This window comes from Teichococcus deserti (genome assembly GCF_001982615.1).
Taxonomy (GTDB): domain Bacteria; phylum Pseudomonadota; class Alphaproteobacteria; order Acetobacterales; family Acetobacteraceae; genus Pseudoroseomonas; species Pseudoroseomonas deserti.
This window is the reverse complement of record NZ_MLCO01000023.1, coordinates 1-25,592: the sequence shown is the minus strand read 5'-3', so window position 1 is coordinate 25,592 and position 25,592 is coordinate 1. Positions and strand designations below refer to the sequence as shown.

22 protein-coding genes are annotated in these 25,592 nt (G+C 72.1%); 11 read left to right on the top strand and 11 right to left on the bottom strand.

Translation table 11 applies throughout. From position 1 onward, the window contains the following. Window positions 1–226 (top strand): dihydrofolate reductase family protein (locus BKE38_RS31755; protein WP_207553480.1); only part of this gene is annotated, 226 nt, incomplete at its 5' end. Here BKE38_RS31755 and BKE38_RS03775 read toward each other — a convergent pair. Both BKE38_RS03775 and BKE38_RS03770 read right to left on the bottom strand, forming a co-directional pair. After that, a complete protein-coding gene (locus tag BKE38_RS03775) occupies window positions 223–1,152 on the bottom strand; it encodes an SMP-30/gluconolactonase/LRE family protein (protein ID WP_076956036.1) in 930 nt (309 codons plus the stop codon). The genes BKE38_RS31755 and BKE38_RS03775 overlap by 4 nt on opposite strands. A gap of 24 nt (window positions 1,153–1,176) precedes the next feature. Further along, window positions 1,177–2,166 carry a Bug family tripartite tricarboxylate transporter substrate binding protein gene (locus BKE38_RS03770; RefSeq protein ID WP_083747277.1) on the bottom strand — a complete coding sequence of 330 codons (990 nt, stop codon included), beginning with the start codon at window positions 2,164–2,166 and terminating at the stop codon, window positions 1,177–1,179. A gap of 104 nt (window positions 2,167–2,270) precedes the next feature. Between BKE38_RS03770 and BKE38_RS03765 the strand changes: the two genes are divergently transcribed. Continuing rightward, the gene (locus BKE38_RS03765; RefSeq protein WP_076956035.1) at window positions 2,271–3,275 is read left to right on the top strand and encodes an NAD(P)-dependent oxidoreductase; all 1,005 of its coding nucleotides are present in this window, start codon (window positions 2,271–2,273) and stop codon (window positions 3,273–3,275) included. A 39-nt stretch (window positions 3,276–3,314) separates the two neighbouring features. Here BKE38_RS03765 and BKE38_RS30325 read toward each other — a convergent pair whose 3' ends face one another. From BKE38_RS30325 to BKE38_RS03735, 3 genes are all read right to left on the bottom strand, one after another. After that, window positions 3,315–7,040, bottom strand: coding sequence for a PAS domain-containing protein (locus BKE38_RS30325; protein ID WP_083747276.1), 3,726 nt, complete (start codon window positions 7,038–7,040; stop codon window positions 3,315–3,317). A 185-nt stretch (window positions 7,041–7,225) separates the two neighbouring features. Beyond that, window positions 7,226–7,609, bottom strand: a complete 384-nt coding sequence (locus BKE38_RS03740; protein WP_076956034.1) for a RidA family protein — start codon at window positions 7,607–7,609, stop codon at window positions 7,226–7,228. A gap of 83 nt (window positions 7,610–7,692) precedes the next feature. Next, a complete protein-coding gene (locus BKE38_RS03735) occupies window positions 7,693–9,198 on the bottom strand; it encodes a CoA-acylating methylmalonate-semialdehyde dehydrogenase (protein WP_076956033.1) in 1,506 nt (501 codons plus the stop codon). Window positions 9,199–9,333: 135 nt separating this feature from the next. Between BKE38_RS03735 and BKE38_RS03730 the strand changes: the two genes are divergently transcribed. Next, window positions 9,334–10,260 (top strand): LysR family transcriptional regulator, encoded by a 927-nt coding sequence (locus BKE38_RS03730; protein ID WP_076956032.1) that lies wholly within the window; start codon window positions 9,334–9,336, stop codon window positions 10,258–10,260. On the opposite strand, the gene BKE38_RS03725 is transcribed toward BKE38_RS03730, so the two are convergent. Further along, entirely contained in the window at window positions 10,257–10,910 is a 654-nt protein-coding gene (locus BKE38_RS03725; protein ID WP_076956031.1) for a TetR/AcrR family transcriptional regulator, read from the bottom strand. The genes BKE38_RS03730 and BKE38_RS03725 overlap by 4 nt on opposite strands. A gap of 119 nt (window positions 10,911–11,029) precedes the next feature. On the opposite strand from BKE38_RS03725, the gene BKE38_RS03720 reads away from it, so the two are divergent. Genes BKE38_RS03720 through BKE38_RS03705 form a run of 4 tightly spaced genes read left to right on the top strand, consistent with a single transcriptional unit; the run spans window position 11,030 to window position 17,222 of the window. After that, on the top strand, window positions 11,030–12,310 hold the full coding sequence (locus tag BKE38_RS03720; protein WP_106409123.1) for an aminotransferase class III-fold pyridoxal phosphate-dependent enzyme: 1,281 nt from the start codon (window positions 11,030–11,032) through the stop codon (window positions 12,308–12,310). Then, window positions 12,307–14,091 carry a flavin-containing monooxygenase gene (locus tag BKE38_RS03715; protein WP_076956029.1) on the top strand — a complete coding sequence of 595 codons (1,785 nt, stop codon included), beginning with the start codon at window positions 12,307–12,309 and terminating at the stop codon, window positions 14,089–14,091. The genes BKE38_RS03720 and BKE38_RS03715 overlap by 4 nt, the downstream gene beginning before the upstream one ends. A gap of 39 nt (window positions 14,092–14,130) precedes the next feature. Then, a complete protein-coding gene (locus BKE38_RS03710) occupies window positions 14,131–15,594 on the top strand; it encodes an amidase (RefSeq protein ID WP_076956028.1) in 1,464 nt (487 codons plus the stop codon). Between the two features lie 44 nt (window positions 15,595–15,638). Further along, entirely contained in the window at window positions 15,639–17,222 is a 1,584-nt protein-coding gene (locus tag BKE38_RS03705; RefSeq protein WP_076956027.1) for an ABC transporter substrate-binding protein, read from the top strand. A gap of 3 nt (window positions 17,223–17,225) precedes the next feature. Here the strand turns inward: BKE38_RS03705 and BKE38_RS03700 are convergent, their stop codons facing one another. Continuing rightward, complete coding sequence (locus BKE38_RS03700) at window positions 17,226–18,110, bottom strand: LysR family transcriptional regulator (protein WP_076956026.1); 885 nt, start codon at window positions 18,108–18,110, stop codon at window positions 17,226–17,228. 91 nt (window positions 18,111–18,201) lie between these two features. On the opposite strand from BKE38_RS03700, the gene BKE38_RS03695 reads away from it, so the two are divergent. Beyond that, window positions 18,202–18,636: a PACE efflux transporter gene (locus tag BKE38_RS03695; RefSeq protein WP_076956025.1), complete on the top strand. Its 435-nt coding sequence runs from the start codon at window positions 18,202–18,204 to the stop codon at window positions 18,634–18,636. Here BKE38_RS03695 and BKE38_RS03690 read toward each other — a convergent pair. Further along, complete coding sequence (locus tag BKE38_RS03690; RefSeq protein ID WP_076956024.1) at window positions 18,633–18,890, bottom strand: hypothetical protein; 258 nt, start codon at window positions 18,888–18,890, stop codon at window positions 18,633–18,635. The two genes, BKE38_RS03695 and BKE38_RS03690, sit on opposite strands and share 4 nt — an antisense overlap. Window positions 18,891–19,012: 122 nt before the next feature. On the opposite strand from BKE38_RS03690, the gene BKE38_RS03685 reads away from it, so the two are divergent. Next, complete coding sequence (locus BKE38_RS03685) at window positions 19,013–19,678, top strand: MBL fold metallo-hydrolase (RefSeq protein WP_076956023.1); 666 nt, start codon at window positions 19,013–19,015, stop codon at window positions 19,676–19,678. Window positions 19,679–19,686: 8 nt separating this feature from the next. Continuing rightward, on the top strand, window positions 19,687–20,082 hold the full coding sequence (locus BKE38_RS03680; protein ID WP_076956022.1) for an SMI1/KNR4 family protein: 396 nt from the start codon (window positions 19,687–19,689) through the stop codon (window positions 20,080–20,082). Between the two features lie 7 nt (window positions 20,083–20,089). On the opposite strand, the gene BKE38_RS03675 is transcribed toward BKE38_RS03680, so the two are convergent. Next, on the bottom strand, window positions 20,090–20,845 hold the full coding sequence (locus BKE38_RS03675) for an SDR family NAD(P)-dependent oxidoreductase (protein ID WP_076956021.1): 756 nt from the start codon (window positions 20,843–20,845) through the stop codon (window positions 20,090–20,092). A gap of 94 nt (window positions 20,846–20,939) precedes the next feature. Between BKE38_RS03675 and BKE38_RS33580 the strand changes: the two genes are divergently transcribed. Continuing rightward, on the top strand, window positions 20,940–21,842 hold the full coding sequence (locus BKE38_RS33580) for an AraC family transcriptional regulator (protein ID WP_076956020.1): 903 nt from the start codon (window positions 20,940–20,942) through the stop codon (window positions 21,840–21,842). Here BKE38_RS33580 and BKE38_RS03665 read toward each other — a convergent pair whose 3' ends face one another. Further along, complete coding sequence (locus BKE38_RS03665) at window positions 21,843–22,844, bottom strand: Bug family tripartite tricarboxylate transporter substrate binding protein (protein WP_076956019.1); 1,002 nt, start codon at window positions 22,842–22,844, stop codon at window positions 21,843–21,845. A gap of 96 nt (window positions 22,845–22,940) precedes the next feature. Next, a partial coding sequence (locus BKE38_RS03660) for an ATP-binding cassette domain-containing protein (RefSeq protein WP_076956018.1) occupies window positions 22,941–25,592 on the bottom strand: 2,652 nt, incomplete at its 5' end.

Below are 25,592 nucleotides of genomic sequence, written 5' to 3'. Positions count from 1 at the left end.
CCATCTCCAGCGCGTCGAGCTTGCCCAGCGCCAGCATGGCGGCGACCACCACGCCGCCATGCTGGCGCTGGGCAAGCTCGACGCGCTGGAGATGGCGCTGATCCCGGTCATCCTCGGCGAGGGTTTCCCGCTCTTCCCACCGGGGACGGCCGAGACGAAGCTGCGCCTGGTCAGCTGCGCGCCCCGTGCCAAGGGGGCGCTGCACCTGGTCTATGAACGCGCCTAGGTCAGCTCCGCATGGGAGAACATCGGCAGGCCGGGCACCTCCAGCGTCGCGGTCAGGATCGAACCGGTCTCTGACTCCGTGACGAAGAGCTGCCGGCCATCGGCGCCGCCGAAGGCCAGGTTGGTGGTCGACCAGCCGGCGCAGGACGCGATGCGCAGCAGCGGCTCGGCGCGGGCGGAGAGACGCCAGACGGTGCCGAAGCCGGCATGAGCGACCAGCAGCCCGCCCTCGGCATCCAGCGCCAGCCCGTCGGGGCCGCTCGGCCCGCCATGCAGATGGGCGAAGATGCTGGCCTTGGTGACGCTGCCATCGGCATGCAGCGGCAGGCGCCAGATCTGGTTGGCCCGCGTCACCGCGACCAGCAGGAAGCTGGCATCCGGCGCCACGACGATGCCGTTGGGGCTGGGCACCGTGTCGATCAGGCAGTCCAGCCGGCCGGCCGCATCCAGGCGGTAGACGCGTCCCGACGGGTCCTGCAGGCCGGTCTGGCCCTGGTCGGTGAAATACATCTCGCCCTGCGGACCGAAGACCAGGTCGTTGACGCCCTTGAAGCTTTCTGACCGCGCGGTCTCCAGGAAGGGGATGACGCGGCCGCTGCCGGGGTCCAGCAGCATGATGCCGCGCTTGTAGTCGGTGATGAAGATGCGGCCGTCGCGATGGATCTTCAGCCCGTTGGGCCAGCCGTCATATTCGGCCACCTGCTCCCATTCGCCGGCGGTCGAGATGCGGAAGATGCGGCCGAAAGGGATGTCGGTGACATAGAGCCGGCCCTCGCAGTCGAAGGACGGTCCTTCCAGGAAGCTGTCGACCGGGCGGCCGGCGCGGTTGGCGTCGCTCCAGGACGTGCGCCGCGCCTGGCGGAAGCGGTTGGGCAGGCGGCTGAAGACAGAGGTCTCGATCTGCGGCGGGGGGGCGAAGAAGCTCATGGCGCGGGCTCCGACCGGCTTGCCTTACTGGCGCTCGATATTGCCGGCGGCGGCGACGTCGTGCCAGCGCGCGGCCTCCTCGGCCAGCAGCCTGCCGAAGGCGTCGGGCGAGATGCCGCCGGGGGCGGAGGCGAGCTCGCCGATGAAGCCCGCCATGTCGGGGGCGGCCAGCGCCCGTTGAATCTCCTGGTGCAGCCGCTCGATGATCGGCTCCGGCGTGCCCTTGGGCGCCGCCAGGCCGGACCAGTTGATCACGCTGAAGCCGGGCAGCCCGGCCTCGGCGAAGGTCGGCAGCTCGGGCAGGGCGGCGACGCGCGTCGTGCCGCTGATCGCCAGCGGCCGCAGCTGGCCGCCGCGGATATTGCCCAGCGCCGAGCCGGGCGAGAGCATCACCAGGTCGACATTGCCGGAGAGCACGCCGATCACCGCCTCGCCCGCGCCGCGATAGGGCACGTGGTAGAGCTTGACCCCCGCCGCCTGCTGGAAGGCGAGAGTGGAAAAGTGTGGGGCGCTGCCGGCGCCGCCGGTGCCGTAGGTCAGCTTCTCCGGATTCTGCTTCGCCGCGGCGATGAGCGAGGCCAGGTCGCGATAGGGCGACTTCTCGCCCACCGCCAGCAGCACGGGCGAGAAGGCGGTGACGGTCACCGGGCGGAAAGCGGTCGCCTGGTCGAAGGGCAGGCGGCTGAACAGGTAGGGCAGGGTGGCATAGGTGTTGTCCATCGCCAGCAGCGTGTAGCCATCCGGCGCCGCGCGGGCCGCCTCGGCCGCGCCGATGGTGCCGGTGGCCCCCGACTTGTTCTCGACGACGAAGCTCTGTCCCAGCTGCTCGGTCAGCTTCTGCGACAGGCGGCGGGCCAGCGTGTCCACCGCGCCGCCGGGCGCCCAGGGGACGATCACCCGCACCGTGCGGGCCGGCCAGGCCTGGGCGGTTGCAGGGCGCGCCAGGACCGGGGCGGCCAGCGTGGCGCCGAGCAGGGCGCGGCGGGAGAGCGAGGGGGTGCGGGTGGACGACACTTGCTTTTCCTTCCCGGGGGCCAGTATTTCGAAACGGCGTTGCGTTTTCTGGTGTCGTTCTGGCACCGGCGCCGCGGCCCTGTCAACAAAAGGGAGGCCCCGCCATGTCCGCCGTCATCGATCGCCCTGCCGTCCTGGTCTCCGCCGCCTGGCTGGCCGCCGAGGCGGTCGCCGCGCTGGAGGCCGCCGGCTTCGCGGTGCATTGCACCAGCGCCTATCCCGGCGAGGCGGAGCTGCTGGAGGCGGTGGCGCGGCTGCGGCCGGTGGCGATCCTGCACCGCCAGGGGCTGATCAACGGCGCGGTGATGGATGCGGCGGCGCCGGCGCTGCGGGTGGTGGCGCGGCATGGGGCGGGGATCGACGGCATCGACATCGCCGCCGCTGCGGCGCGCGGGCTGACGGTGACGCGGGCGGCCGGCGCCAATGCCCGCTCGGTCGCCGAGCATGCCATGGCGCTGATGCTGGCCCTGCTGAAGGACCTGCCGGATGTCGCGGCCGGGATGCGCGGTGGGCTGTGGGAAAAGACCTCGCGCATGACCCGCGACATCGAGGGGATGACGCTGGGCATCATCGGCTATGGCGCGATCGGCGCCCGCGTCGCGCGCTATGCCGGGGCCTTCGGCCTGCGCGTCCTGGCCTATGATCCGCTGCTGCCGGGGGAGGGCCTGCCCGGCCCCGGCGAGCGGGTCACGACGCTGCCTGACCTGCTGCGCCAGTCCGACATCCTGTCGCTGCACTGCCCGCTGGAGCCGGCGACGCGCGGGCTGATCGGCGCGGCCGAGCTCGCTCTGCTGCCGCAGGGTGCCATCCTGGTCCACACCGCCCGTGGCGGCATCGTCGACCAGGAGGCGCTGCTGGCGGCGCTGGACAGCGGACAGCTCGCCTGGGCCGGCATCGACGTCTTCGCCCAGGAGCCGCTGGCCGAGGACAGCCGCTTCCGCACCCATCCGCGGATCGTCGCCACGCCGCATCTGGCAGCCAACACGCCGCGCGGCGCCAGCGGCATGGCCTGCGGCGCGGCCGAGAGCATCGTGGCGGTGCTCGCCGGCCGCGCACCGGCGCTGGCGGGCGCCATCGTCGTCGCTGGACGGCCGGCGCCCGCCGCGTGACGCCCACGGGACGCCCACGGGACGCCCGCGTGACGCCGGTCAGTCGCTGATCAGCGCCTTGATGCGGCCGGCCAGGGTCTCCATGGCGAAGGGCTTGGTCATGACATGCATCCCCGGCCCGAGCTGGCCATTGCCGAGCACCGCATTCTCGGCATAGCCGGTGATGAACAGCACCTTCAGCGCCGGCCGGGCGAGGCGGGCGGCATCGGCCATCTGCCGGCCGTTCATGCCGCCCGGCAGGCCGACATCGGTGACCAGCAGGTCGATCCGCGCGGGGCCGCGCAGGATGGCCAGGCCCGCGGCGCTGTCGGCGGCCTCCAGCGCGGCATAGCCGAGCTCCTCCAGCACCTCGAGCACCAGCATCCGCACGGTGGGCTCGTCGTCGACCACCAGCACGGTCTGCCCGGCATCCGCCCGCGGCGGCGCGATGGCGGGCGGCGCCGCCTCCGCCGCCTCGGCATCGCCCAGGTGGCGCGGCAGGTAGACCCGCATGGTGGTGCCCTGGCCGGGCTCGGAATAGATCTGCACCTGGCCGCCCGACTGCTTGGCGAAGCCATAGGTCATCGACAGGCCGAGCCCGGTGCCCTGGCCCAGCGGCTTGGTGGTGAAGAAGGGGTCGAAGGCGCGGGCCACCACCTCCGGCGCCATGCCGGTGCCGGTGTCGGTGACGCTGATGGTGACATACTGCCCGGGCTGTGTGTCGCGCTCACGCGCCGCGCGGTCGTCGAGCCAGGCATTGGCGGTCTCGATGGTCAGCCGGCCGCCGCGCGGCATGGCGTCGCGCGCGTTGATGCAGAGGTTGAGCAGCACGTTCTCCAGCTGGTTGGGATCGACCAGGGTCGGCCACAGCCCGCCGGCCGCGACCACCTCCAGCTCGATGGCCGGGCCGGTGGTGCGGCGGATCAGCTCCTCCATGCCGGTCATCAGCCGGTTCACGTCGGTCGGCCGCGGATCCAGCGTCTGCCGGCGGGAGAAGGCCAGCAGCCGGTGGGTCAGCGCCGCCGCCCGCTTCGCCGCGCCCTCGGCCACGGCGACATAGCGCTCGAGGTCGCGGGTGCGCCCCTGGGCGATGCGCGCGGCCATCAGCTCCAGCGCGCCGCTGATGCCGGCCAGCAGGTTGTTGAAGTCATGCGCCAGACCGCCGGTCAGCTGGCCTACCGCCTCCATCTTCTGGCTCTGCCGCAGCTGCTCCTCGGCGCGCAGCAGCTCGGCGGTGCGCTCGGCGACGCGCTGCTCCAGCGTCTCGTTCAGCGCGCGCAGCGCGGCGGCGGCGCGGTCGCGCTCGGCCTCGACGGCGCGGCGCTCCTCGACATCGATCAGCACGCCGGGAAAGCTCAGCGGCGCGCCGTCGGGGGCGTGGTCGACCCGGCCATTGGCCTCGATCCAGTAGTAGCGGCCATCGGCGCGCTGCACGCGGTACTGGTGGGCGAAGGCGCCGCCGCGGGCGATCGCCGCCTCGATCGCGGCCGACAGCGCCGCCTTGTCCTCCGGATGCACGGTTGCGACCACCTGGGCCAGGCTGAGCCCTGTGCGGCCCAAGGCAGGGTCCAGGCCGAAGGTCTCGGCGAAGGCGGCATCCACGGTGAAGCGGTCGGTCGGCAGGTCCCAGAACCAGGTGCCGATGATGGCGCCGGCGGCCAGCGCCAGCTGCACGCGCTGGATGTTCTGCCGCGCCAGCGCCTCGCTGGCCCGCAGCGCGGCCTCCGCCTGCTTGCGCGCTGTGACGTCGCGGAACAGCACCGAGACCTGGCGCTCGGCATGCTCGAGCCGCGCCGAGGAGACCTCGATGAAGCGGCTGGCCTTGGCGAAGTAGCGCTCCAAGCGGATCGGCACGCCGGTGCGCAGCACGCCGCCATAGAGCTCGAGCCAGCCCTCGGCCTCGTCGGGTGCCAGGTCGCGCAGGGTGCGGCCGATGATGTCGGGGATGCCGGTGTGGCGCTCATAGCCGGCATTGGCCTCGACATGGACATAGTCGCTGAGCGGGCCGTGCGGGCCGTCGAAGAACTCGATGACGCAGAAGCCCTCGTCCATCGTGTCGAACAGCGCGCGGTAGCGGGCCTCGCTCTCGCGCAGCGCCCGCTCGGCCTGTTTGCGGTCGGTGATGTCGAGCACGGTGCCGACCAGCCGTCGCGGCCGGCCTTCCTCGAAATGCGTCTCGCCCTGGGCGGCGACCCAGCGCTCGATGCCGTCCTCCAGCCCGATGGTGCGGTATTCGGCGGCGAAGCTGCCGGAGCCGGCGGGGTCCATCGAGCGCTGCACGGCGGCATCGGCCCGGGCCCGGTCCTCGGGGTGCAGCCCGGCCAGGAAGCTGCCCGCATAGGACACGGCCACCCCCGGCGGCAGGCCGAAGAGGGCGCGGCAGCGGTCGTCCCAGGTCAGGGTGTCGGCCGCGGCGTCGTAGTCGAAGGTGCCGATGCGGGCCGCCGTCGTCGCCAGCCGCAGCCGGTCGGCCTGCTCGCGCAGCGCGGCATCGGCCTGGCGCCGGGCGCTCTGGTCCAGCATGGCGCCGATCATGCGCAGCGGCTGGCCGTCGGCGTCGCGGATGACATAGCCGCGGTCCAGCACCTCGGCATGGCTGCCATCGGCGCGGCGGAAGCGGTATTCCTCGGCCCAGGCGGTGCCGCCGGCCTCGATCACCGCATGGATGCTGCGGTCGATGCGGGCGCGGTCCTCGGGATGGATCTGCGCGATCCACCAGTCGCCGGTGGGCTGCACCCGGTCCGGTGCATGGCCATAGGCGGTCTCCAGCGCCTCGTTCCACAGCACCGTGTTGCGCCGCAGGTCCCAGTCCCAGATCGCGTCGTTGGTGGCGCGCGACGCGAGACGGTAGCGCTCGCTGACCGCCTCCAGCGAGGCCGCTGCCTCGTGCTGCTCGGTGCGGTCGCGCAGCAGCTTGACGAAGCCCAGCGCCGCGCGCCGCTCGTCGCGCAGCGGCGTCACGCTGCCGCTGGCCCAGAAGCGCCCGCCTCCGCGGCGCTGATGCCAGCGCTCATCCTCGCCGCGGCCGGTGGCCAGCGCGTCCCGCATCTCGGCCTCGAGCTGGCCGGCGGCCTGGTCCTCCGGCGTGAAGATGCAGGCGGCGGGCTGACCGAGCATCTCCGCCTCGCTCCAGCCCAGCATCTGCTCGGCGCCGCGGCTCCAGCGGGTGACGCGGCCTTGGAGATCGGTGGCGATGATGGCGAAGTCGCCGGCGCTGTCGACGATCTGCCGGTTCAGGGCCGCGTCGTTGCGCTGCGCCGCCAGCGCCTGGTCGCGTTCGGCCAGGGCCCGGCGCAGCTCCATCAGCGTCATCACCTGCCGCGCCAGGGTCTGCAGGCCGAAGCGCTGCCGCGGATCCAGCCCCTGCGGCCGGGGCGCGGTGTCCAGCACGCAGAGGGTGCCGAGCGGCAGCCCCTCCGGCGTGCGCAGCAGCTCGCCGGCATAGAAGCGCAAGAGCGGCCCGCCGGTGACCAGCGGGTTGCCGGCGAAGCGGGGGTCGTCGCGCAGGTCGGGGATGACGAGCGCGTCCTCGCTGAGCAGCAGCCGGGCGCAGATGGCATTGTCCAGCGGCATCTCGCGCTGGCCGAGGCCCAGCTCCGCCTTGAACCATTGCCGGTCGGCGGCGATCAGGTTGACGGCTGCGATCGGCGCCTGCAGCAGGTCGGCCGTCATCCGCACCAGGTCGTCGAACGCCTGCTCGGGCGCGGTGCCGAGGATGGCGTAGCGGTCGAGGGCGGCCAGCCGCTCGGCCTCGTTCCAGGCGAGGGTCAGCTCGGGCGCGGACATGGCGGTCAGCCCGGGCGCCGGCGCGGGGCCGGCGGCGGGAAGGAGCGGGAGAGGATCGTCGCAGCGGTCATCGGATCAGGGCAGGCCATGGCGCTTCGCGGAGGCGAGAGGGGTCAGAGCCCTCTTAACGCGGCTCGCCCGGTTTCGTCAGTTTCCGAAATGTCACGGCGGCGCCGGCTTCGCCGTCAGGCCGCGGCGATGGCCTCGATCTCCAGCAGCCAGGCCTCGTCGAAAATGCCGGCGACGATGGTGGTCAGCGCCAGCTGGCGGTCGCCCAGCACCTCCAGCCGGACCTTGCGGGCGGCCAGCCCGTCCTCGCGCCGGGCGAGGTAGGTCGTGCATTTCAGCAGGTTGTCGAGGCCCATGCCGGCGGCGGCCAGTTGCCGCTCGACATTGCGCCAGGCCAGCCGCGCCTGCGCCTCGAATCCTGGGGGGACGGCGCCGTCGGGCTCGGCCGGCACCTGGCCGCTGATGAAGAGCAGGCGCTGGGCGCCGCTGGCCTCGATCGCCTGGGCATAGCCGCCGAGGGCTTTCGGCGCGTCGGCGGCGGCAATGGCGCGGATCTGCATGGTTGGTCCTCCCTGGATCTGGCCGCCAGGGTGGGGGCAGGGGGCTCGCCGCGGCAAGACCCCCATCCTGACCCCTCGCGCCGTCAGCGCATCGTCGGCATGACGAAGTCGGCGCCGGCCGAGCGCACCCCGCCCGTCGGCCAGCGGGTCGTGATGGTCTTCAGCCGGGTGTAGAAGCGCACGCCCTCCGGCCCGTGCATGTGGTGGTCACCGAACAGCGAGGCCTTCCAGCCGCCGAAGGAATGGAAGGCCATCGGCACCGGGATCGGCACGTTGATGCCGACCATGCCGACCTGGATGCCATGGGCGAATTCGCGCGCCGCCTCGCCGTCGCGGGTGAAGATCGAGGTGCCGTTGCCGAATTCATGCTCGTTGATCAGGCGCGCGGCGGTGGCGTAGTCGTCGGCGCGGACCACCGACAGCACCGGGCCGAAGATCTCCTCGCGATAGATCGACATGGCCGGCGTCACATGGTCGAACAGCGTGCCGCCGACGAAATAGCCGTCCTCGTAGCCCTGCATGCGGAAGTCGCGGCCATCGACCACCAGCCTGGCGCCTTCGGCCAGGCCGGCATCGATGTAGCCCAGCACCTTGTCGCGGTGCTGGCGGGTGACCAGCGGGCCCATCTCGGCATCGGCCTCGGTGCCCGGGCCGATCTTCAGCGCGCGCACCTTGGGCTCCAGCTTCGCCATCAGCGCCTCGGCGGTGCGCTCGCCCACCGGGACGGCCACCGAGATCGCCATGCAGCGCTCGCCGGCCGAGCCATAGGCGGCGCCCATCAGCGCATCGACCGCCAGGTCCATGTCGGCATCCGGCAGGATGACCATGTGGTTCTTCGCCCCGCCCAGCGCCTGGCAGCGCTTTCCGGTCCGAGCGGCGGTCTCGTAGATGTAGCGGGCGATCGGCGTCGAGCCGACGAAGCTGATGCCGCTGATGCCGGGATGCTCGAGCAGCGCGTCGACCGCGACCTTGTCGCCATGGACGACGCTGAACACGCCCTTGGGCAGGCCGGCCTCGGCCAGAAGCTCGGCGATGATCAGGCTGGCCGAAGGGTCGCGCTCCGACGGCTTCAGGATGAAGCAGTTGCCGCAGGCCAGCGCCACCGGGAACATCCACATCGGCACCATGGCCGGGAAGTTGAAGGGCGTGATGCCGGCGACCACGCCCAGCGGCTGGCGCAGCGCGTGGCTGTCGATCCGGCTGCCGACATTCTCGGTGATCTCGCCCTTCAGCAGCTGCGGCGCGGCGGTGGCGAACTCGACCACCTCCATGCCGCGGGTCAGCTCGCCCTTGGCATCCGACAGCACCTTGCCGTGCTCGGCGGTGATGGCCGCCGCGATCCGGTCGGCATCGCGCTCCAGCAGGGCGAGAAACTTGTTCAGGATGCGGGCGCGGCGCAGCGGCGGGGTTGCCGCCCAGGCCGGGAAGGCGCGCAGGGCCGCCTGCACGCCAGCGTCGACGTCGGCCACGCTGGCCAGCGGCACCTCGCCGCTCTGCGCGCCGGTGGCGGGGTTGAAGACGGGGGCGGTGCGGCCGCCGCGGCCTTCAAAAGTCGCGCCGTCGATGAAATGCGGAATCCAGCTGGCCATGGTTGGTGCTCTCCCCTGGTTGCGGCTTCCCTGCCGCAGGCCGGGCGGGCGCCGTCGAGGGGATGGTGTGCCTGACATGGCTGCACAGCAATGCCAGGATTTGCACCACCGTTGTGCAGAAACTAAAGTCGAGCGATGAACTGGGACCGCGTCCGCATCTTCCTGGCCGTGGCCCGCAGCGGCCAGATCCTGAAGGCCGCCGGCGAGCTGCGGCTCAATCATGCCACGGTCGGCCGCCAGCTGACCGCGCTGGAGGAAGAGCTGGGCGTCCGGCTGCTGGAGCGGCGCAGCCAGGGCTGCAGCCTGACCGGCGCCGGCGAGGCGCTGCTGGCCGCCGCCGAGCGGATGGAATCCGAGGCGCTGCGGGTGGCCTCGCAGCTCACCACCATCGGCGAGGCGGTGACCGGCACGGTGCGGATCGGCGCGCCGGACGGTCTGGGCAACTACGTCCTGGCGGCCGAGCTGGCAGGGCTGGCCGGGCGGCATCCCGGCCTGCTGGTGCAGCTGGTGCCGCTGCCGCGCACCTTCTCGCTGTCGCGGCGCGAGGCCGATATCGCCATCACCCTGGAGCGGCCGGAGCAGGGGCGGCTGATGGTCAGCAAGCTGACCGACTACACGCTCAGCCTTTATGCCACCGCCGGCTATCTGGCGCGGACCGGGCCGATCCTCCGGCCGGGCGACCTGACCGACCGGCTGTTCGTCACCCATGTCGAGGATTTCCTCTACAGCCGGGCGCTGGATTATGCGGCAGCGCTGCGGCGCTTCATCGGCGCCCGCTACGAATGCGGCAGCGTCATCGCCCAGATGGAGGCGGTGCGTGCCGGCCATGGCGTCGGCATCCTGCACGACTATGCCGCCAGCCGCTTCCCCGAGCTGGTCCGGGTGCTGCCGGAAACCCGCTTCCTGCGCAGCTACTGGCTGGTCGCCCATGCCGACACGCATGACACCCGCCGCATCCGCCTGGTCAGCCGCCACCTGGCGGAGCGGATGCGGACGATGTCGGCCCTCTTCGCCCAGCCGGGGCCGGAAGGGCTGCCAGGCGGCGACCCGGCGGCGGGCTAGGACCGGCGCGCGGCGCGCAGCGGGATATAGAGCGCCAGATAGGCCTCCCGCGCATCGGCCGCCTCGCGCGCCATGGCGTCGGTGATGCTGCCGTGCCGGATATAGGAGAGCGACCAGATCGAGTCGGAGATGGTGATCGACAGGGCAAAGCGCCGCAGCAGCTCCGGATCGTCGGGGATGTGGAAATGCCGCCGCACCAGGTCGTGCTGGCGCTGTCCCAGGCGGCTGTTCGATTCCAGATCGGCCTGGCGGATCTTCAGCCCGACGGCGGGGCCGAGGAACAGCCGCATCGCCGCCGGATTGCCCTCGTAGAAGCGCCGGGCGCGGTTCCACAGGATGCGGCAGAGTGCCGGCCAGGTCTCCGGGATATGCTCCACGGGGCTGGCATAGAGCGTGTCGAAGGTCAGCACGTAGCGCTGCGCCAGGCCGAGGAACAGCGCCGTCGGGTTGGGGAAATAGTGGTAGACCGAGGCCAGCGGCGCCTCGGCCAGCCGGGCCACGTCCTGCAGGCTGATGGCGGCGGCCTCCTGCTCGCGCAGCAGCTGGTCGGCGGCGTTCAGCAGCGCCTCGAAGCGGGCATGGCCGCGCGGCCGCTGCGGCTGGCGCGGCGTCTCGGTCCTCGGCTCCTCGGCGGCGTCCTTGCCGGCCATGGGCGGCTCCTGCTGCTCGAACCGGAGATGGACCGCGGAAAACCGTTTGACAAGCGCCGGGCCCTGCCACCTAATCGATAAAATTCGATTAGACGGGGGTTTCGTCGATGCCTGGGGACATGCCTCGCCATGCCGATCTGATGGAGCGCGCGCGCCGGGTGATCCCTGGCGGCATGTATGGCCATCAGTCGACCGCCCGCCTGCCGGCGAGCTTTCCGCAATTCTTCAGCCGCGCCGAGGGCGCCCGCATGTGGGACGCCGACGGTCGCGAATTCATCGACTATATGTGCGGCTACGGGCCGAATCTTTTCGGTTATGGATTTGCAAAGGTCGAGGCCGCCGTCGATGCGCAGCGCGCGCTGGGCGACAGCATGACCGGCCCCGGGCCGGTGATGGTCGAGCTGGCCGAGGCCATGGTCGCGACCGTCGCCCATGCCGACTGGGCGATGTTCTGCAAGAACGGCACGGATGCCACCTCGATGGCGCTGCTGGTGGCCCGCGCACATCGCGGCCGCCGCAAGATCGTGCTGGCGCGCGACACCTATCACGGCGCCGCCGCCTGGAGCACGCCGCGCCCCGGCGGCGTGCTGCCCGAGGACCGCGCCCATCTGATCTATTGCCGCTACAACGATCCGCAGAGCCTGGAGGATGCGGTGCGCGAAGCTGGCGACGACCTGGCCGGCATCTGCGTCACCCCCTTCCGCCACGAGACCTTCCGCCATCAGCATCTTCCTGAACTGGAATTCGCCCGGCTGGCGCGCGAGCTTTGCGACCGCCACGACGCGTTGCTGATCCTCGACGAGGTGCGCGCCGGCTTCCGCCTGGCCCGCGACTGCAGCTGGCACGACCTCGGCGTCGAGCCCGATCTGAGCTGCTGGGGCAAGGCCATCGCCAATGGCCATCCGCTTTCCGCCTTACTGGGTTCCGAGCGGGCGCGGGAGGCGGCGCAGAAGCCGTATCTCACCGGCTCCTTCTGGTTCTCCGCCGTGCCGATGGCCGCCGCCGTCGCGACGCTGAAGGAAATCCGCGAGAGCGACTATCTGGAGCGCACCATCCGCACCGGCACCGCGCTGCGCGACGGGCTGCAGCAGCAGGCGGCCAGCCACGGCTTCTCGCTCCGCCAGACCGGGCCGGTGCAGATGCCGCAGATCCTCTTCGAGGAGGATGACGATTTCCGCCTCGGCTATGCCTGGGTGGAAGGCGCGCTGAAGCGCGGCATCTACCTGCATCCCTTCCACAACATGTTCATCTGCGCCGCGCTGACCGAGGCGGATGTGCGCGAGACGCTGGAGAAGACCGACCTGGCCTTCGCCGATCTGCGCCGCGACGCGCCCGGGCTGCAGGGTCCGCCGCCGCAGATCGCCGCCACCGTCGCTGCCATGGCCGGGGATCGCCGATGAGCTCGGCCGCCGATTTCCTGACGCGCCTGGCCGGCCATCTGGAGGCGGGCGACGCCACGGCTGCCGCCGGCCTGTTCCATGACGAGAGCCACTGGCGCGACCTGCTGCCGCTGACCTGGTCGATCGCCACCTTCGACGGCCCGGCCGAGATCGCGGCGATGCTGGCGGCCGGCCTGCCCGCCGCCCGGCCGCGCGGCTTCGCGCTGGAGGAGGGCAGCGAGAAGACCGTCGACGGCATCACCGAGGCCTGGTTCCGCTTCGAGACCGAGGCGGCGCAATGTCGTGGCCAGTTCCGACTGAAAGAAAACCGGGCCTGGACGCTGATGACCGCGGCGCTGTCGCTGAAGGCGTATCCCGAGCGCATCGGCACCCGGCGCGAGCCCGGCGTCGAGCATGGCGCCTTTCCCGGCCGGCCGGGCTGGGCCCTGCAGCGGCGCCAGCGCCATGCGGCGCTCGGCGACAGCGTGCAGCCCTATTGCCTGATCATCGGCGGCGGCCAGAACGGGCTGAGCCTGGCGGCGCGGCTCGCCATGCTGGACGTGCCGACGCTGGTGGTCGACCGCCATGCGCGGCCCGGCGATGCCTGGCGGCAGCGCTATGACTCGCTCTACCTGCACGACACGGTCTGGGCCAACCATCTGCCCTACCTGCCGTTCCCGCCGGGCTTCCCGACCTTCATCCCGAAGGACCGGATGGGCGACTGGCTCGACAGCTATGCCCGCATCATGGATCTCGACATCTGGAACGCCGCCACGGCCGAGGGCGCCGAGCACGACCCTTCGCGCGGCGAATGGCGGGTGCAGGTGACGCGGGAAGGCCGCGAGGTCACGCTGCGGCCGAAGCAGCTGGTCATCGCCACCGGCCTGTCCGGCGCCCCCGCCACCCCGCGCTATCCGGGGGCGGAAAGCTTCCGCGGCACGCAGATGCATTCCAGCCAGTACCGCAGCGGCGCCGCCTGGCGCGGCAAGCGCTGCGTGGTGGTGGGGTCGAACAACTCCGCCCATGACATCTGCGCCGACCTCTGGGAGCAGGGGGCGGAGGTCACCATGGTGCAGCGCTCCTCCACCCTGGTGATCCGGGCCGAGTCCTCCTACCGCTTCCTCTCCAGCAAGCTCTATTCGGAGGAGGCGGTCGCCGCCGGCATCAGCACCGAGCAGGCCGACTTCATTGCGGCCTCGCGTCCCTATGCCATGCTGCCGCCGATGCACCGGGCGATCTATGCCGAGATCCGCGCGCATGACGCGGCGTTCTACGCCGCGCTGGAGAAGGTCGGCTTCATGCTCGACTTCGGCGAGGATGAGAGCGGCCATTCGCTGAAATATCTCCGCCGCGGCTCCGGCTACTACATCGATGTCGGCGCCTCGCAGCTGATCATCGACGGCGCGGTGAAGCTGCGCAGCAACACCCGGCCCGCCCGCATCCTGCCCGAGGCGGTGGAGCTCGAGGACGGCACCATCCTGCCCGCCGACCTCATCGTCTATGCCACCGGCTTCGAGGCCATGGAGACATGGGTCGAGCAGCTGGTCTCGCCCGAGGCGGCGCGGCGGCTGGGCCCGCTCTGGGGCCTGGGCTCCGGCACCCGGCGCGACCCGGGCCCCTGGGCCGGGGAGCTCAGGAACATGTGGAAGCCGACGCGGCAGGAAGGCCTGTGGATCCAGGGCGGCAACCTCGCCCAGGCGCGTTTCTACTCGCGCCTGCTGGCGATCCAGATCAAGGCACGGATGGAGGGAATCCCGACGCCGGTGCATGATCCCCGCGCGCTCGAGGCCGTCCCGGCCTGAGCGGCGCCCGGGACCGCCCGGCCAGGAGACCCTATCGCGATGACCAAGACCCTGCCTCAGCTCGCCATCCCCGAGCTCTGCCGCCCCGGCGCGGTGGAGCTGGCCGCCATGATCCGTGCCCGCCAGGTCTCGGCCCGGGAGGTGATGGCGACCTATCTGGACCACATCGAGGCGGCCAATCCGACGGTCAACGCCATCGTCTCGCTCCGCCCGCGCGAGGAGGTCCTGGCCGAGGCCGACCAGGCCGATGCCGCCGTCGCCCGCGGCGAGGCGGTCGGGCCGCTGCACGGCATCCCCCAGGCGATCAAGGACCTGGCGGCGACCAAGGGGCTGCGCACCACCATGGGCTCGCCGCTCTTCGCCGACCAGGTGCCGGCGCAGGACGCGATCTTCGTCGAGCGGATGCGCGCGGCCGGCGCCCTGATCATCGGCAAGACCAACGTGCCGGAATTCGGCTATGGCTCGAACAGCTACAACCCGGTCTTCGGCCTGACCCGCAACGCCTATGTCCCGTCGCGGGTCGGCGGCGGCTCCAGCGGCGGCGCCGGCGTCGCGCTGGCCACCCGCATGCTGCCGGTGGCCGATGGCAGCGACATGGGCGGCTCGCTGCGCAACCCGGCGGCCTTCAACAACGTCTTCGGCTTCCGCCCCTCGCAGGGCCGCGTGCCGGCCGACAACCCCGACCCCTTCTACGGCCAGATGTCGACCGACGGGCCGATGGGGCGGAGCATCGCCGACGTCGCCATGCTGCTCTCGGTCCAGGCCGGTTACGACCTGCGCGCGCCGCTGTCGCTGGCCGCCCCCGGCTTCCGCTTCGAGGACCGGCTGGCCGAAGGCGCCAGCGGCGGCTTCCGCGCCGGCTGGCTCGGCGATCTCGGCGGCCACCTGCCCTTCGAGCCGGGCGTGCTGGAGCTCTGCACCCAGGCGCTGGGCGTCTTCCGCGATGCCGGCGGCGCGGTCGACGAGGCGCGCGTCGACTTCGACCCGGAGCGGCTGTGGCGCGCCTTCGTCACGCTGCGCCAGCAGAGCATCGGCGGCAAGCATGACGAGGTCTATCGCGATCCGGCGAAGCGGGCGCTGCTGAAGCCGGAAGCGATCTGGGAGATCGAGGGCAGCCACAAGCTGTCGGCGCTCGACGCCTACAAGGCCGGCATCGACCGCGGCGCCTGGTACAAGGCGCTGACAAAGCTTTTCGCCCAGTTCGACGTGCTGCTGATCCCCGCCGCCCAGGTCTTCCCCTTCGACGGCGGCACGCATTGGCCGACGGCGATCGCCGGCAAGACGATGGACAGCTACCACCGCTGGATGGAGGTGGTGGTCGGCGCCACCATGGCCGGCTGCCCCTCGATCAGCGTGCCCGCCGGCTTCAGCGGGGACGGGCTGCCGATGGGCCTGCAGATCATCGGCCCGCCGCGCGGCGATCTGCGCGTGCTGCAGGTGGCCGCCCGCTTCGAGGCGGCCTGCCCCTGGATCGGCCGCCTGCCGTCCTGGCTCGACAACTGACAGAAAAATGCCGGGGAAAGCCCGGACAGCTTGGAGATTTCTGCATGGATCGCCGTGGCTTCCTGGCTCTCTCCGCAACCGCCCTGGCCGCGCCCTCCGTGGTCCGGGCGCAGGGCACCCCCGGCGCCCGCAGCACGCTGAAATTCGTGCCGCAGTCGGACCTCGCGCTGCTGGATCCGGTCTTCAACACGGCGCTGGTCACCCGCAACCACGCCATGATGGTCTATGACCAGCTCTATGCGCTGGACGGCAGCTTCAAGGTGCAGCCGCAGCTGGTCGAAGGCCATGTCATCGAGGATGGCGGCAAGACCTGGCGCATCACCCTGCGCCAGGGCCCGACCTTCCATGACGGCACGCCGATCCGCGCGGCCGACGCCGTGGCCAGCATCGCCCGCTGGTGCCAGGCCGACGTGCTCGGTCAGAACATCCGCGCGCTGACCGAGGAGATGGTCGCCGTCTCCGACCGCGTCTTCACCATCCGGCTGAAGAAGCCTTTTCCCCTGCTGGCGGAAGCGCTGGCCAAGCCCTCTTCCTTCTGCCCGGTGATGCAGGAGCGTTTCGCCAAGCAGTCGCCGTCGACGCAGATCACCGAGATCGTCGGCAGCGGCCCCTTCCGCTGGGTGGCCTCGGAGCGTCTCGCAGGCGTCCGCGCCGTCTACCAGAAATTCGACGGCTACGTCCCGCGGCAGGAAGCGCCGAGCTTCCTGGCCGGCGGCAAGCGCGCGCTGGTCGACCGCGTCGAATGGCACACCCTGCCGGATGCGGCGACGGCGGCGGCCGCCATGCAGCAGGGCGAGGTCGACTGGTGGGAGCAGCCTTCGCCCGATCTGCTGCCGCTGCTGCGCCGCAACCGCTCGATCAAGCTGGAGGTGAAGGACCGCACCGGCTCGCTCTGCATGATCCGGCTGAACCACCTGGTCGCGCCCTTCGACAATCCGGCGATCCGCCGCGCGCTGCTGCCCGGCATCCGCCAGGCCGACTATATGACGGCGATCCTGGGCGATGACCGCAGCCTGTGGAACGACCGCTGCGGCTTCTTCCTGCCCGGTAGCCCGCTGGCCAGCGAGGTCGGGCTGGAGACGATGAACGGCGCCCCCGACTACGACAAGGTCAAGCGCAACCTGGAGGCCGCCGGCTACAAGGGCGAGCGCGTGGTCTTCGTCGTCCCCGCCGACAACCACCGGCTGAACGCCATGAGCGAGATCGCCGGCGACATGTTCCGCCGGGTGGGGATGAACCTGGACTACCAGGTCAGCGACTGGGGCACCGTCGCCGCGCGGCTGAGCAACCGCGGCGGGCTGGACCAGGGCGGCTGGAGCGTCTGGTGCAACACCATCCCCGGCGTCATCGCGCTGAACCCGGCGACGCAGTCCTATCTGCGCGGCCCGGGCAAGGCCGGCACCTTCGGCTGGCCCGACCTGCCGAAGATCGAGGCGCTGCGCGACCGCTTCATGGAGGCGGAGGATTTCGCCGAGCAGAAGAGCATCGCCGAGGCCATGCAGCGCCAGGCCTTCGAGGATATTCCCTACCTGCCCACCGGCGCGCTGACCCAGCCGACCGCCTTCCGCAGCAACGTGACGGGGATGCTCGAAGGTTTCCCGATCTTCCACAACATCCGCAAGGAATAGGCCTCAGCCGCCGATCCGCGCCGCGGCGAAGCGGTCCCGCAGCCAGGCGGCGGCGGGGCCGTGCGGGCGCTGCTTGTGCCAGACCAGCTCCAGCGCCACCGGCCAGTCGCCGTCATCGAACTGCAGGTCGGGGGTGACCAGGTCTGGCGCCGCCGGCGAGGCGGCGATCACATGGTCGGAGACGAAGGCCCAGCCGATGCCGTGCTTGACCATCTCCAGGATCACCCAGTGGCTTTCCACCCACCAGACCTCGGCAGCGACGCGCAGGCGCCGCTTCTCGACGCCGTCGCTGCGGGCGGCGACCAGGATCTGGCGGTGCCGCTTCAGCTCCTCCCATTCCACCCGCGCCTTGGCCAGCGGATGGGCGCGGCCGCAGACCAGCTTCAGCGGCACCCAGCCGATGGTCTGGAAGCCGAGTTCGACCGGCAGCGCCTCCTGCCGCCACATCACGCCGAGATCGGCCGAGCCCCCCAGCACCAGCCGGCTGACATCCTCCATCAGCGGGAAGAGCAGCTCGAGCTCCACATAGGGAAACTCGCGGGCGAAGTCGGCAAAGAGGGCGCCCAGCGCATGCTCCGGATAGAGCTCGTCGATGGCGACCACCAGCCGGTTCTCGACCTTGCGCTCCAGGCTGCTGGCGACGCCGATCAGATGCTCGCGCCGGTCGAGCACCACCCGTGCCTCCTCCAGCAGCCGCTGCCCGGCCGCGGTCAGTGCAGGATTGCGGCCGGCGCGGCTGAACAGTTCCAGCCCGAGATCCGTCTCCAGATTGGCGACCTGGGTGCTGACGGCCGATTGCGCCTTCCTCAGCCTTCGCCCGGCGGCGGAGAAGGACCCCGTCTCGGCGGCGGCGACGAAGGCCTGCAGCTGCTCCATCGACACGGTCATCTATCGGATTTCCAGTTGGCTTCTAACTTTGTCCCGGCGGCATTCTAGATAGAAACGGCGGCTCTTCGAGTGTTCAGTGAGTTGAGCCGCCATGCGCACCACCCGCGACCGTATCCGACACGCCATACTCTTCGAGGCCGTCGGCCTCGCCCTGATCATCCCGCTGGGCAGCCTGGCCTTCGGCCTGCCGGCGCAGCACATGGGCGTCATCGGCGTCGGCAGCGCCATGGCCGCCACCGTCTGGAACTTCTTCTACAACATGGGTTTCGACCGGGCGATGCAGCGCTGGGCCGGGCATACGCGCAAGGGGCTGGCGCTGCGCGTGCTGCATGCCTTCCTCTTCGAGGCCGGGCTGCTGCTGGTGCTGCTGCCGCCGATCGCCTGGTATCTGGGCATCACCCTGATGCAGGCCTTCGTCATGGACCTGGCGATTGCCGGCTTCTACCTGGCCTATGCCTTCCTGTTCAACCTGGCCTATGACCGGGCCTTCCCGCTGCCGGCCTGGCAGCAGCAGCCGACCGGCTAGCCCTTCGTCAGCTTCCGCGCATTGGCGCGGACACGGCGGCGGGCGGGTGCCACGGCCGCCTCGGCGATCGCCTGGGGCGCGGCGCCGCGGGCCGCCGCCAGCCCGGCCTTCACCGCGCCCTCGGCAAAGGCCTTTTGTTTCTCCGCCGCCAGATGCGTCAGCCGCGCCGCCGCCCGGGCCGGATTGGCCCAGAGCTGCACGCTATGCGCCAGGAAGACGAAGCCCGCTTCCGCGAGCCACACCGGCGGCGTCATCTTCTTTCCACGTCGGGCCATGCCGGGCAGATGGGGGCGCGGCCGGCTGGCGGGGAGGGGCCTCGCCGGCGGTTGATCGCCCCCGGTTGATCGCTGGCCCCTGGCATGGCACGCAGGCATCCATGCCCCAGCTCCACGTCGCCCAGATCCCCGTCACGCCCTTCCAGCAGAACTGCGCCCTGATCTGGGATGCGGGAACCGGCCGCGGCACGGTGATCGACCCGGGGGGCGACGTGCCGCGCATCCTGGCCGCGCTGGACAAGGCCGGCTTCACCGTCGAGCGCATCCTGCTGACGCATGGCCATCTCGACCATGCCGGCGGCGCTGCCGCCCTGAAGCGGGAGCTGGAGGCCCGCCAGGGCGCGCCAGTGCCTGTTGAGGGCCCCGACCGCCGCGACGCGCCGCTGCTGGAGGGCTTGGCCGAGCAGGGCGAGCGCTTCGGCATCGAGGGCATGGAAAGCGTCACCCCCGACCGCTGGCTGGAGGAGGGCGAGACCATCGCCATCGCCGGCCAGGATTTTCTGACGTTCCACTGCCCGGGCCATACGCCGGGGCACCTGGCCTTCGTCTCGCCGACGCTGGACTTCGCCATCCTCGGCGACGTGCTGTTCCGTGGCTCGGTCGGGCGGACGGATTTTCCTTACGGCGACCACGATGCCCTGATCAGCTCGATCAAAGAAAAACTGCTGCCGCTGGGGGATGAGATCCGCTTTCTCTGCGGCCATGGCCCGGGCTCGACCTTCGGCGAGGAGCGGCGCACCAACCCCTTCCTGAACGGCCAGGGCTGACGCCCTGGATGGCGGCCGCCCTGCCGCCGCCACTCGCCTCCGCGGATGCCGCCCCGCCCGCCACCGCCGAAGCGATCGCCGATTGCGAGGCGGCGCTCGGTATCGTCCTGCCGGAGGACTACCGCGCCTTCCTGGCGCTGTCCGACGGCTATAACGGCCCGGTCAGCCAGGGCTATCTGGTGCTCTGGAGCCTGGCCGAGCTGAAAGACCTGGCGGCGGGCCATGACGGCCTGCTGCCGCCCGGGTCAGCGCAATGCCTGCTGGGCAGCAATGCCGGCCCGACCGCCTATGGCTGGCGCGACGGCGCCTGGCTCGCGCTGGCTTTCGTCGGCGATGACAGCCGGGACCTCGCAAGGAACTTCGCGGGCTTCCTGGCCGCCATCGCCCGCGGCGAGGGCTGGTAGCGGGCGCTCAGCGCGCCGCCGCCTCGGCCGCCCAGATCACCGCATCGGCGCCGGCCGGCAGCTTCATCGGGCAGCCGGGGTCGGTCGCCGCGCGGAACACCGCCTCGGCCACGTCTTCCGCCGTCGTCACCGGCCCGTCGTCATGCTGCCACGCGGCGAAGACCTGCTGCGCCAGCGGGCCATAGGCCTCGGGAATGGCGTCCACCATGCGGGCGCGGGCATTGTCGCCGAAGCGGGTGCTCGGCGCCCGGCCCGGCAGGACCAGCCGCGCGCGGATGCCGAAGGGCTCCAGCTCGAGCGCCAGGGATTCGGTGAAGGCGTTCACCGCCGCCTTGCTGGCCGTGTAGACCGACAGCAGGTGCAGCGGCCGCAGCGTCACGGTCGAGGTGACGTTGACCACCACCCCCGACCCGCGTGCCCGGAACTGCGGCAGCACCGCCTGGGTCACCGCCATGGTGCCGAAGGTGTTGGTCTCGAAGATCTCGCGGATGGCGGCGAGGGAGACGCCCTCCAGCGCGTTGAGCTGGCCGAGGCCGGCATTGTTCACCACCACGTCGACCGGGCCGGCTGCTTGCACGGCGGCTGCGATGCTCGCGGCGTCGGTGACGTCCAGCGCCACCACCCGCAGCCGGTCGGAGGCGGGGAAAAGATCCTGGCGCGGCCGGCGCATGGTCGCGGTAACCTGCCAGCCGCGATCGAGGAAGAGACGCGCCGTCTCCAGGCCGAAGCCGGAGGAGCAGCCGGTGATCATGATGCTGGGCATGGAGCTTTCCTTCTGTCAGCGACGCTACAGATAGGCGGTGCGCCAAAGACTCCCTACGCTTGATCATCCGGGAAATATTGGCAGGAGTCCGGATATGGCCGATCCCCTGACCGACATCGTCGGGCTGCTGCAGCCCAGCGCCGGCTTCTCCAAGCTGGTCGAGGGCGCCGGCGCCTGGCGCGTCAGCCGCGCCGAGGAAGGCCAGCCCTTCTATTGTGCGGTGCTGGAGGGCGGCACCCGCCTGACCCTCGCCGAGGAGCCATCGGTGCTGCTGGAGGCCGGCGACTTCGTCCTGGTCCCCGCCGCTTATGACTTCTCCATGGCGAGCCTCGCCGCCGGGCCGCGCACGCCGGAGGTCCTGCCGGTCGCGCTGCGTCCCGGGGTCTATCGCGTCGGCGACGCGGCCGGGCCGCCCAGCCTGCGCAGCATGGTCGGCTATTGCAGCTTCGCCTCGCCCGATGCGGCGCTGCTGCTGTCGCTGCTGCCCCGGCTGGTGCATGTCCGCGGCGAGGGCCGCCTGCTGACCCTGGTGCATCTGGTCGACGACGAATCGCGCGAGGCGCGGCCGGGGCGGGAGGTGGTGCTGCAGCGCCTGCTGGAGGTGCTGCTGATCGAGGCGCTGCGGGCGACCGCCGGGCCCGCCGCGCCCTCCGGCCTGCTGCGCGGCCTGGCCGACGACCGCGTCGCCGTGGCGCTCAGGCGGATGCATGACAGCCCGACGGCGCCCTGGACCGTGCCGCAGCTGGCGCGCGTCGCGGCGCTGTCGCGCTCCGCCTTCTTCGACCGCTTCCGCCGCGTCGTCGGCGTCACGCCGATGGATTATCTTCTCCACTGGCGGATGGCGCTGGCCAAGGACCTGCTGCGGCGCGGCGTCGCCGGCATCGCCGAGGTGGCGGGGCGCGTCGGCTACAGCTCGGCCAGCACCTTCAGCACCGCCTTCGCCCGCCATGTCGGCGTGCCGCCCGGCGCCTATGCGCGGCGCCAGGCGGCGGAGTGATCACTGCAGCCGGATGCCGGCCTGGCGGATCACCCCGCCCCATTTCTCATGCTCGGAGCGGATCCGCGCCGCGAAATTTTCCGACGTGTCGCCGAGCGGGATGGCGCCGAGCTCGGTCAGCCGGCTGACCACCGCCGGCTGGCGCAGCCCGGCGGCCAGCACGGCTTGGGCCTTCTGCAGGATGGCCGGCGGCGTGGCGCGCGGAGCGACCACGCCGAACCAGGCGGTGACCTCGTAGCCCGGCAGGGTCTCGGCGATGGCGGGCAGGTTGGGCGCGCCGCTCCAGCGGCCAGAGCTGGTGGCGCCGATGCCAACCAGCGCGCCCGAGCGCACATGCGGGATGATCGAGGGCAGGTTGTCCGAGCCATAGTCGATCCGCCCCGCCAGCAGGTCCGGCATCATGTCGGCCGAGCCGCGGTAGGAAATATGCTCGGCCTCGATGCCGGCCTGGATGCGGAACAGCTCGGCCGCCAGATGGGTGCTGCCGCCGATGCTGGTCTCGCCATAGGTCAGGCGCCGGCTTTTCGCCAAGGCGATCAGACCGGCGGCGTCGCGCACGCCCAGGCTCGGATGGGCGGCGATCAGGTTGGGCACCTCGGCCACCTGGCTGACGGGGGCGAAGTCGCGCAACCCGTCGAAGCCCATCTCGCGGTAGAGATGCGCGTTGATCGACAGCGGCCCGGGCGAGCTCAGCAGCAGGGTGTAGCCGTCCGGCTCGGCCCGCGCCGCCTGGGCCGCGCCGATATTGCCGCCGGCGCCGGAGCGGTTGTCGACCACGAAGGGCTGGCCCAGCGCGCCGGCCAGGATCTCGGCGGCGATGCGGGCGCAGATGTCGGTGGTGCCGCCGGCGGGAAAGGGGCAGATCAGCCGCACCGGCCGGGCCGGCCATTCGCCCGGGGCGCTGCCGTGCGCGGCGAGGGCCGGTGTGGCAAGGCCCGTCGCCAGCCCGGCGAGCAGGCTGCGGCGCCGCATGCGCCATCCGAAGGGGGCGTCCCTGGTCATGCTCATCGTCCTCCCGTGGCGGGCCGTTTGCCCGGCCCTTGGGGAGGATTGCGGCGCAAGCCGGCGCCGGCGGCAAGCGGAAATCCATGGCCGGGCCTAGGGCGCCTGGGGCGGGGCCTCGCGGCTGCCGGCCTGCCAGCGCGCCTCCTCGGCGAATTGCCGGGCGAAGAGGCCGTGCGGCCTGGCCAGCAGTTCCTCGAAGCGGCCGGCCTCGGCGACGCGGCCATTCTCCAGCACCAGGATGCGGTCGGCCTGGCGGATGGTGGACAGGCGATGGGCGATGACGATGCGCGTCACCGGCAGGCCGCGCACCGCCTGCATCACCGCCGACTGGGTGATGTTGTCGAGCGCGCTGGTGGCCTCGTCCAGCACCAGGATGGAGGGCTTCTGCACCAGCGCGCGGGCCAGCAGCAGCCGCTGCGCCTGGCCGCCGGACAGCACGCGGGCGGCATCCGTCAGCACCGTCTCCAGCCCCATCGGCATGGCGCGCACGTCAGCCGCCAGCGCCGCGCGCTCCAGCGCCGCCCAGACTGTGGCATCATCCGCCCCGGTGCCGCCGCGCACCGCCTCGCGCAGGCTGCCGGGCGGCAGGCGGCCGCCCTGCAGCACGGTCGCCACCTGGCGCCGCACCGCCCCCGGCTCCAGCCCGCGCAGGTCGTGGCCGTCGAGATAGATGGCGCCCACCGCCGGCTGCTCCAGCCCCAGCAGCAGCCGCACCAGCGTCGACTTGCCGGCGCCCGAGCGGCCGGTGATCGCCACCATCTCGCCCGCCCGCAGCGACAGGTCGAGGCCCTGGAAGATCCAGGGATCGGCCGGGCCGTAGCGGAAGGCGACGCCGGCGAAGGACAGGGCGCCGCTGAGCCGGCCGGGATCGACGCGGCCGCCCTCGGCCTCCGGCGGGGTGTCCATCAGCGGCTGCGCGAACTTGCGCATCGGCAGCAGGAACCACAGCTGGAACACCGTCTTGGCCAGCAGCGTGCCGGCGCCGGCCAGCAGCCCATAGGCCGAGAGGAAGGCCATCACCGAGGCCAGCGACGGCGCGGCCCGGCCCGGCTCGACCCGCTGCAGCAGCGCGATCACCAGGAAGGCGCCGGCAGTGGAGAGGATGGCGAAGCCGGCGGCGAAGGCGTCGTAGCCATTGGCGATGCGCCGCGCCGCCACCAGCCGGCGGCGCATGCCGGCGAAGCGCTCGGCCCAGACGGCGATGGCGCGGCCCTCGGCGCCGGCGAGCCGCAGCTTCACCAGTCCAGCGACGATCTGCAGCACCATGGCATCGGCCAGGCCCGACAGCGCCTCGCCCGAGGCATAGGCGCGGCCCTGCAGCCAGCCGGCCAGGTTGGCCGCCGCCATCTGCAGCGCCAGCAGGCCGAGGCCGATCGCCGCCGGCAGCGGCTGCGCCAGCAGCATCATCGCCGCCGAGGAGAGGATGATCGCCACCGAGGAGACGGCGGAGAAGCCCAGCGCGCGGATCTGCGTCGCCAGCCCGATGGCGGCATTGGCCCGCGCCGCCGTCTCGCCGACGCTCTGCCGGTTCAGCACGGCCAGCGGCTGGCGGATCACCCGGTCCCAGATGGCAGCATGCAGCCCGGTGCCGGCGCGCGCCTCGATGCGCTGCCGGGCGACCTCGCCGCCGAGCCGCACCGCCCAGGCGGCGGCGGCCACCAGCACCAGCGCCGCACCGAGCTGGGCCAGCTCCGACAGATGGCCACCCGGGATCAGCAGGGTGAAGGCCAAGCCGGTGGCCAGCGGCACCGCCTGGCCGAGCAGCGCGCCGGCCAGCAGGGTGGCGGCGATGGCGGCCAGGTCGCCGGCCGAGCGCTGCATGCCGGCCGCAAGCAGGTCGGCCAGCGCCAGCTTCCTCGGCGGCAGCGGCAGCAGCGGCGACCAGGCTTCCGGGCGCAGCACGGCCGCGGTCGTGGCATCGAGCGGAGCGCCATCCGGGCGTTCCGGGGTGAGCAGCCGGTAGCCGCCGCCCTCCGGCAGCAGCCCGACCACGGCGCCATCGGCGCGGTGGGCGAAGAGCGGGCCGAGATCCTGCCGCCACCAGCCGCTGTCCAGCCGGACGGGGCGCAGCCGCAGGGCCGAGGCGCCGGCGAGTTCCTCCAGCGTCGAGCCGGCATCGAGGTCGATGGCCTTGACCCGCGCCGGGCGCCGCGCGGTGACGCCGAGCGCCGCCGCCACGCCGCGGAACACCGGCATCAGCGGGTCGGCATCGGAGACATCGGCGCAGGCCGGCGCATGGCCCAGGATCTCGCCGTAGGCGGCCTGACGCGCCGCCTCGGCCTCCGCCTCCCGCTCGGCGCGCAGGCGATGGCGGTTCAGCGCATCAGCCGCCTGCAGCGCCAGCGTCGCCGGCAGCGCCTCGAGCAGCGCGGCGTTGAAGCCGGCGAGCCCTTCCTGCCAGTCGCCGCTGCGCAGTGCCTCGGCCGCCGATGCGGGGCGGCAGCTGGCACCGGCGCCGCCGGTCAGCCAGGCACCGGGCGGCAGCGGCACCAGCCCGCCGACCCGCTCCAGCCCGAGCAGCAGCCAGTCACCGCCGAGGCGCAGCCAGAGCGGCCCGCCGCGGGCACCCTCGGCGGCCACCACCACGGTGCCGGCGGGTGGCCGCTGCCGGGCGCCGCGCGGCGCCAGCGCGAGGTCGGCCTGCGGGCGCGGCAGCAGCGGGCGGGCCAGGCCACCGGCCCGCGCCTCGGCCCAGGCGTCGACGCCTGTGCCCAGCGCCGCGGGGGCGCGCGCCGCCAGCGCTCC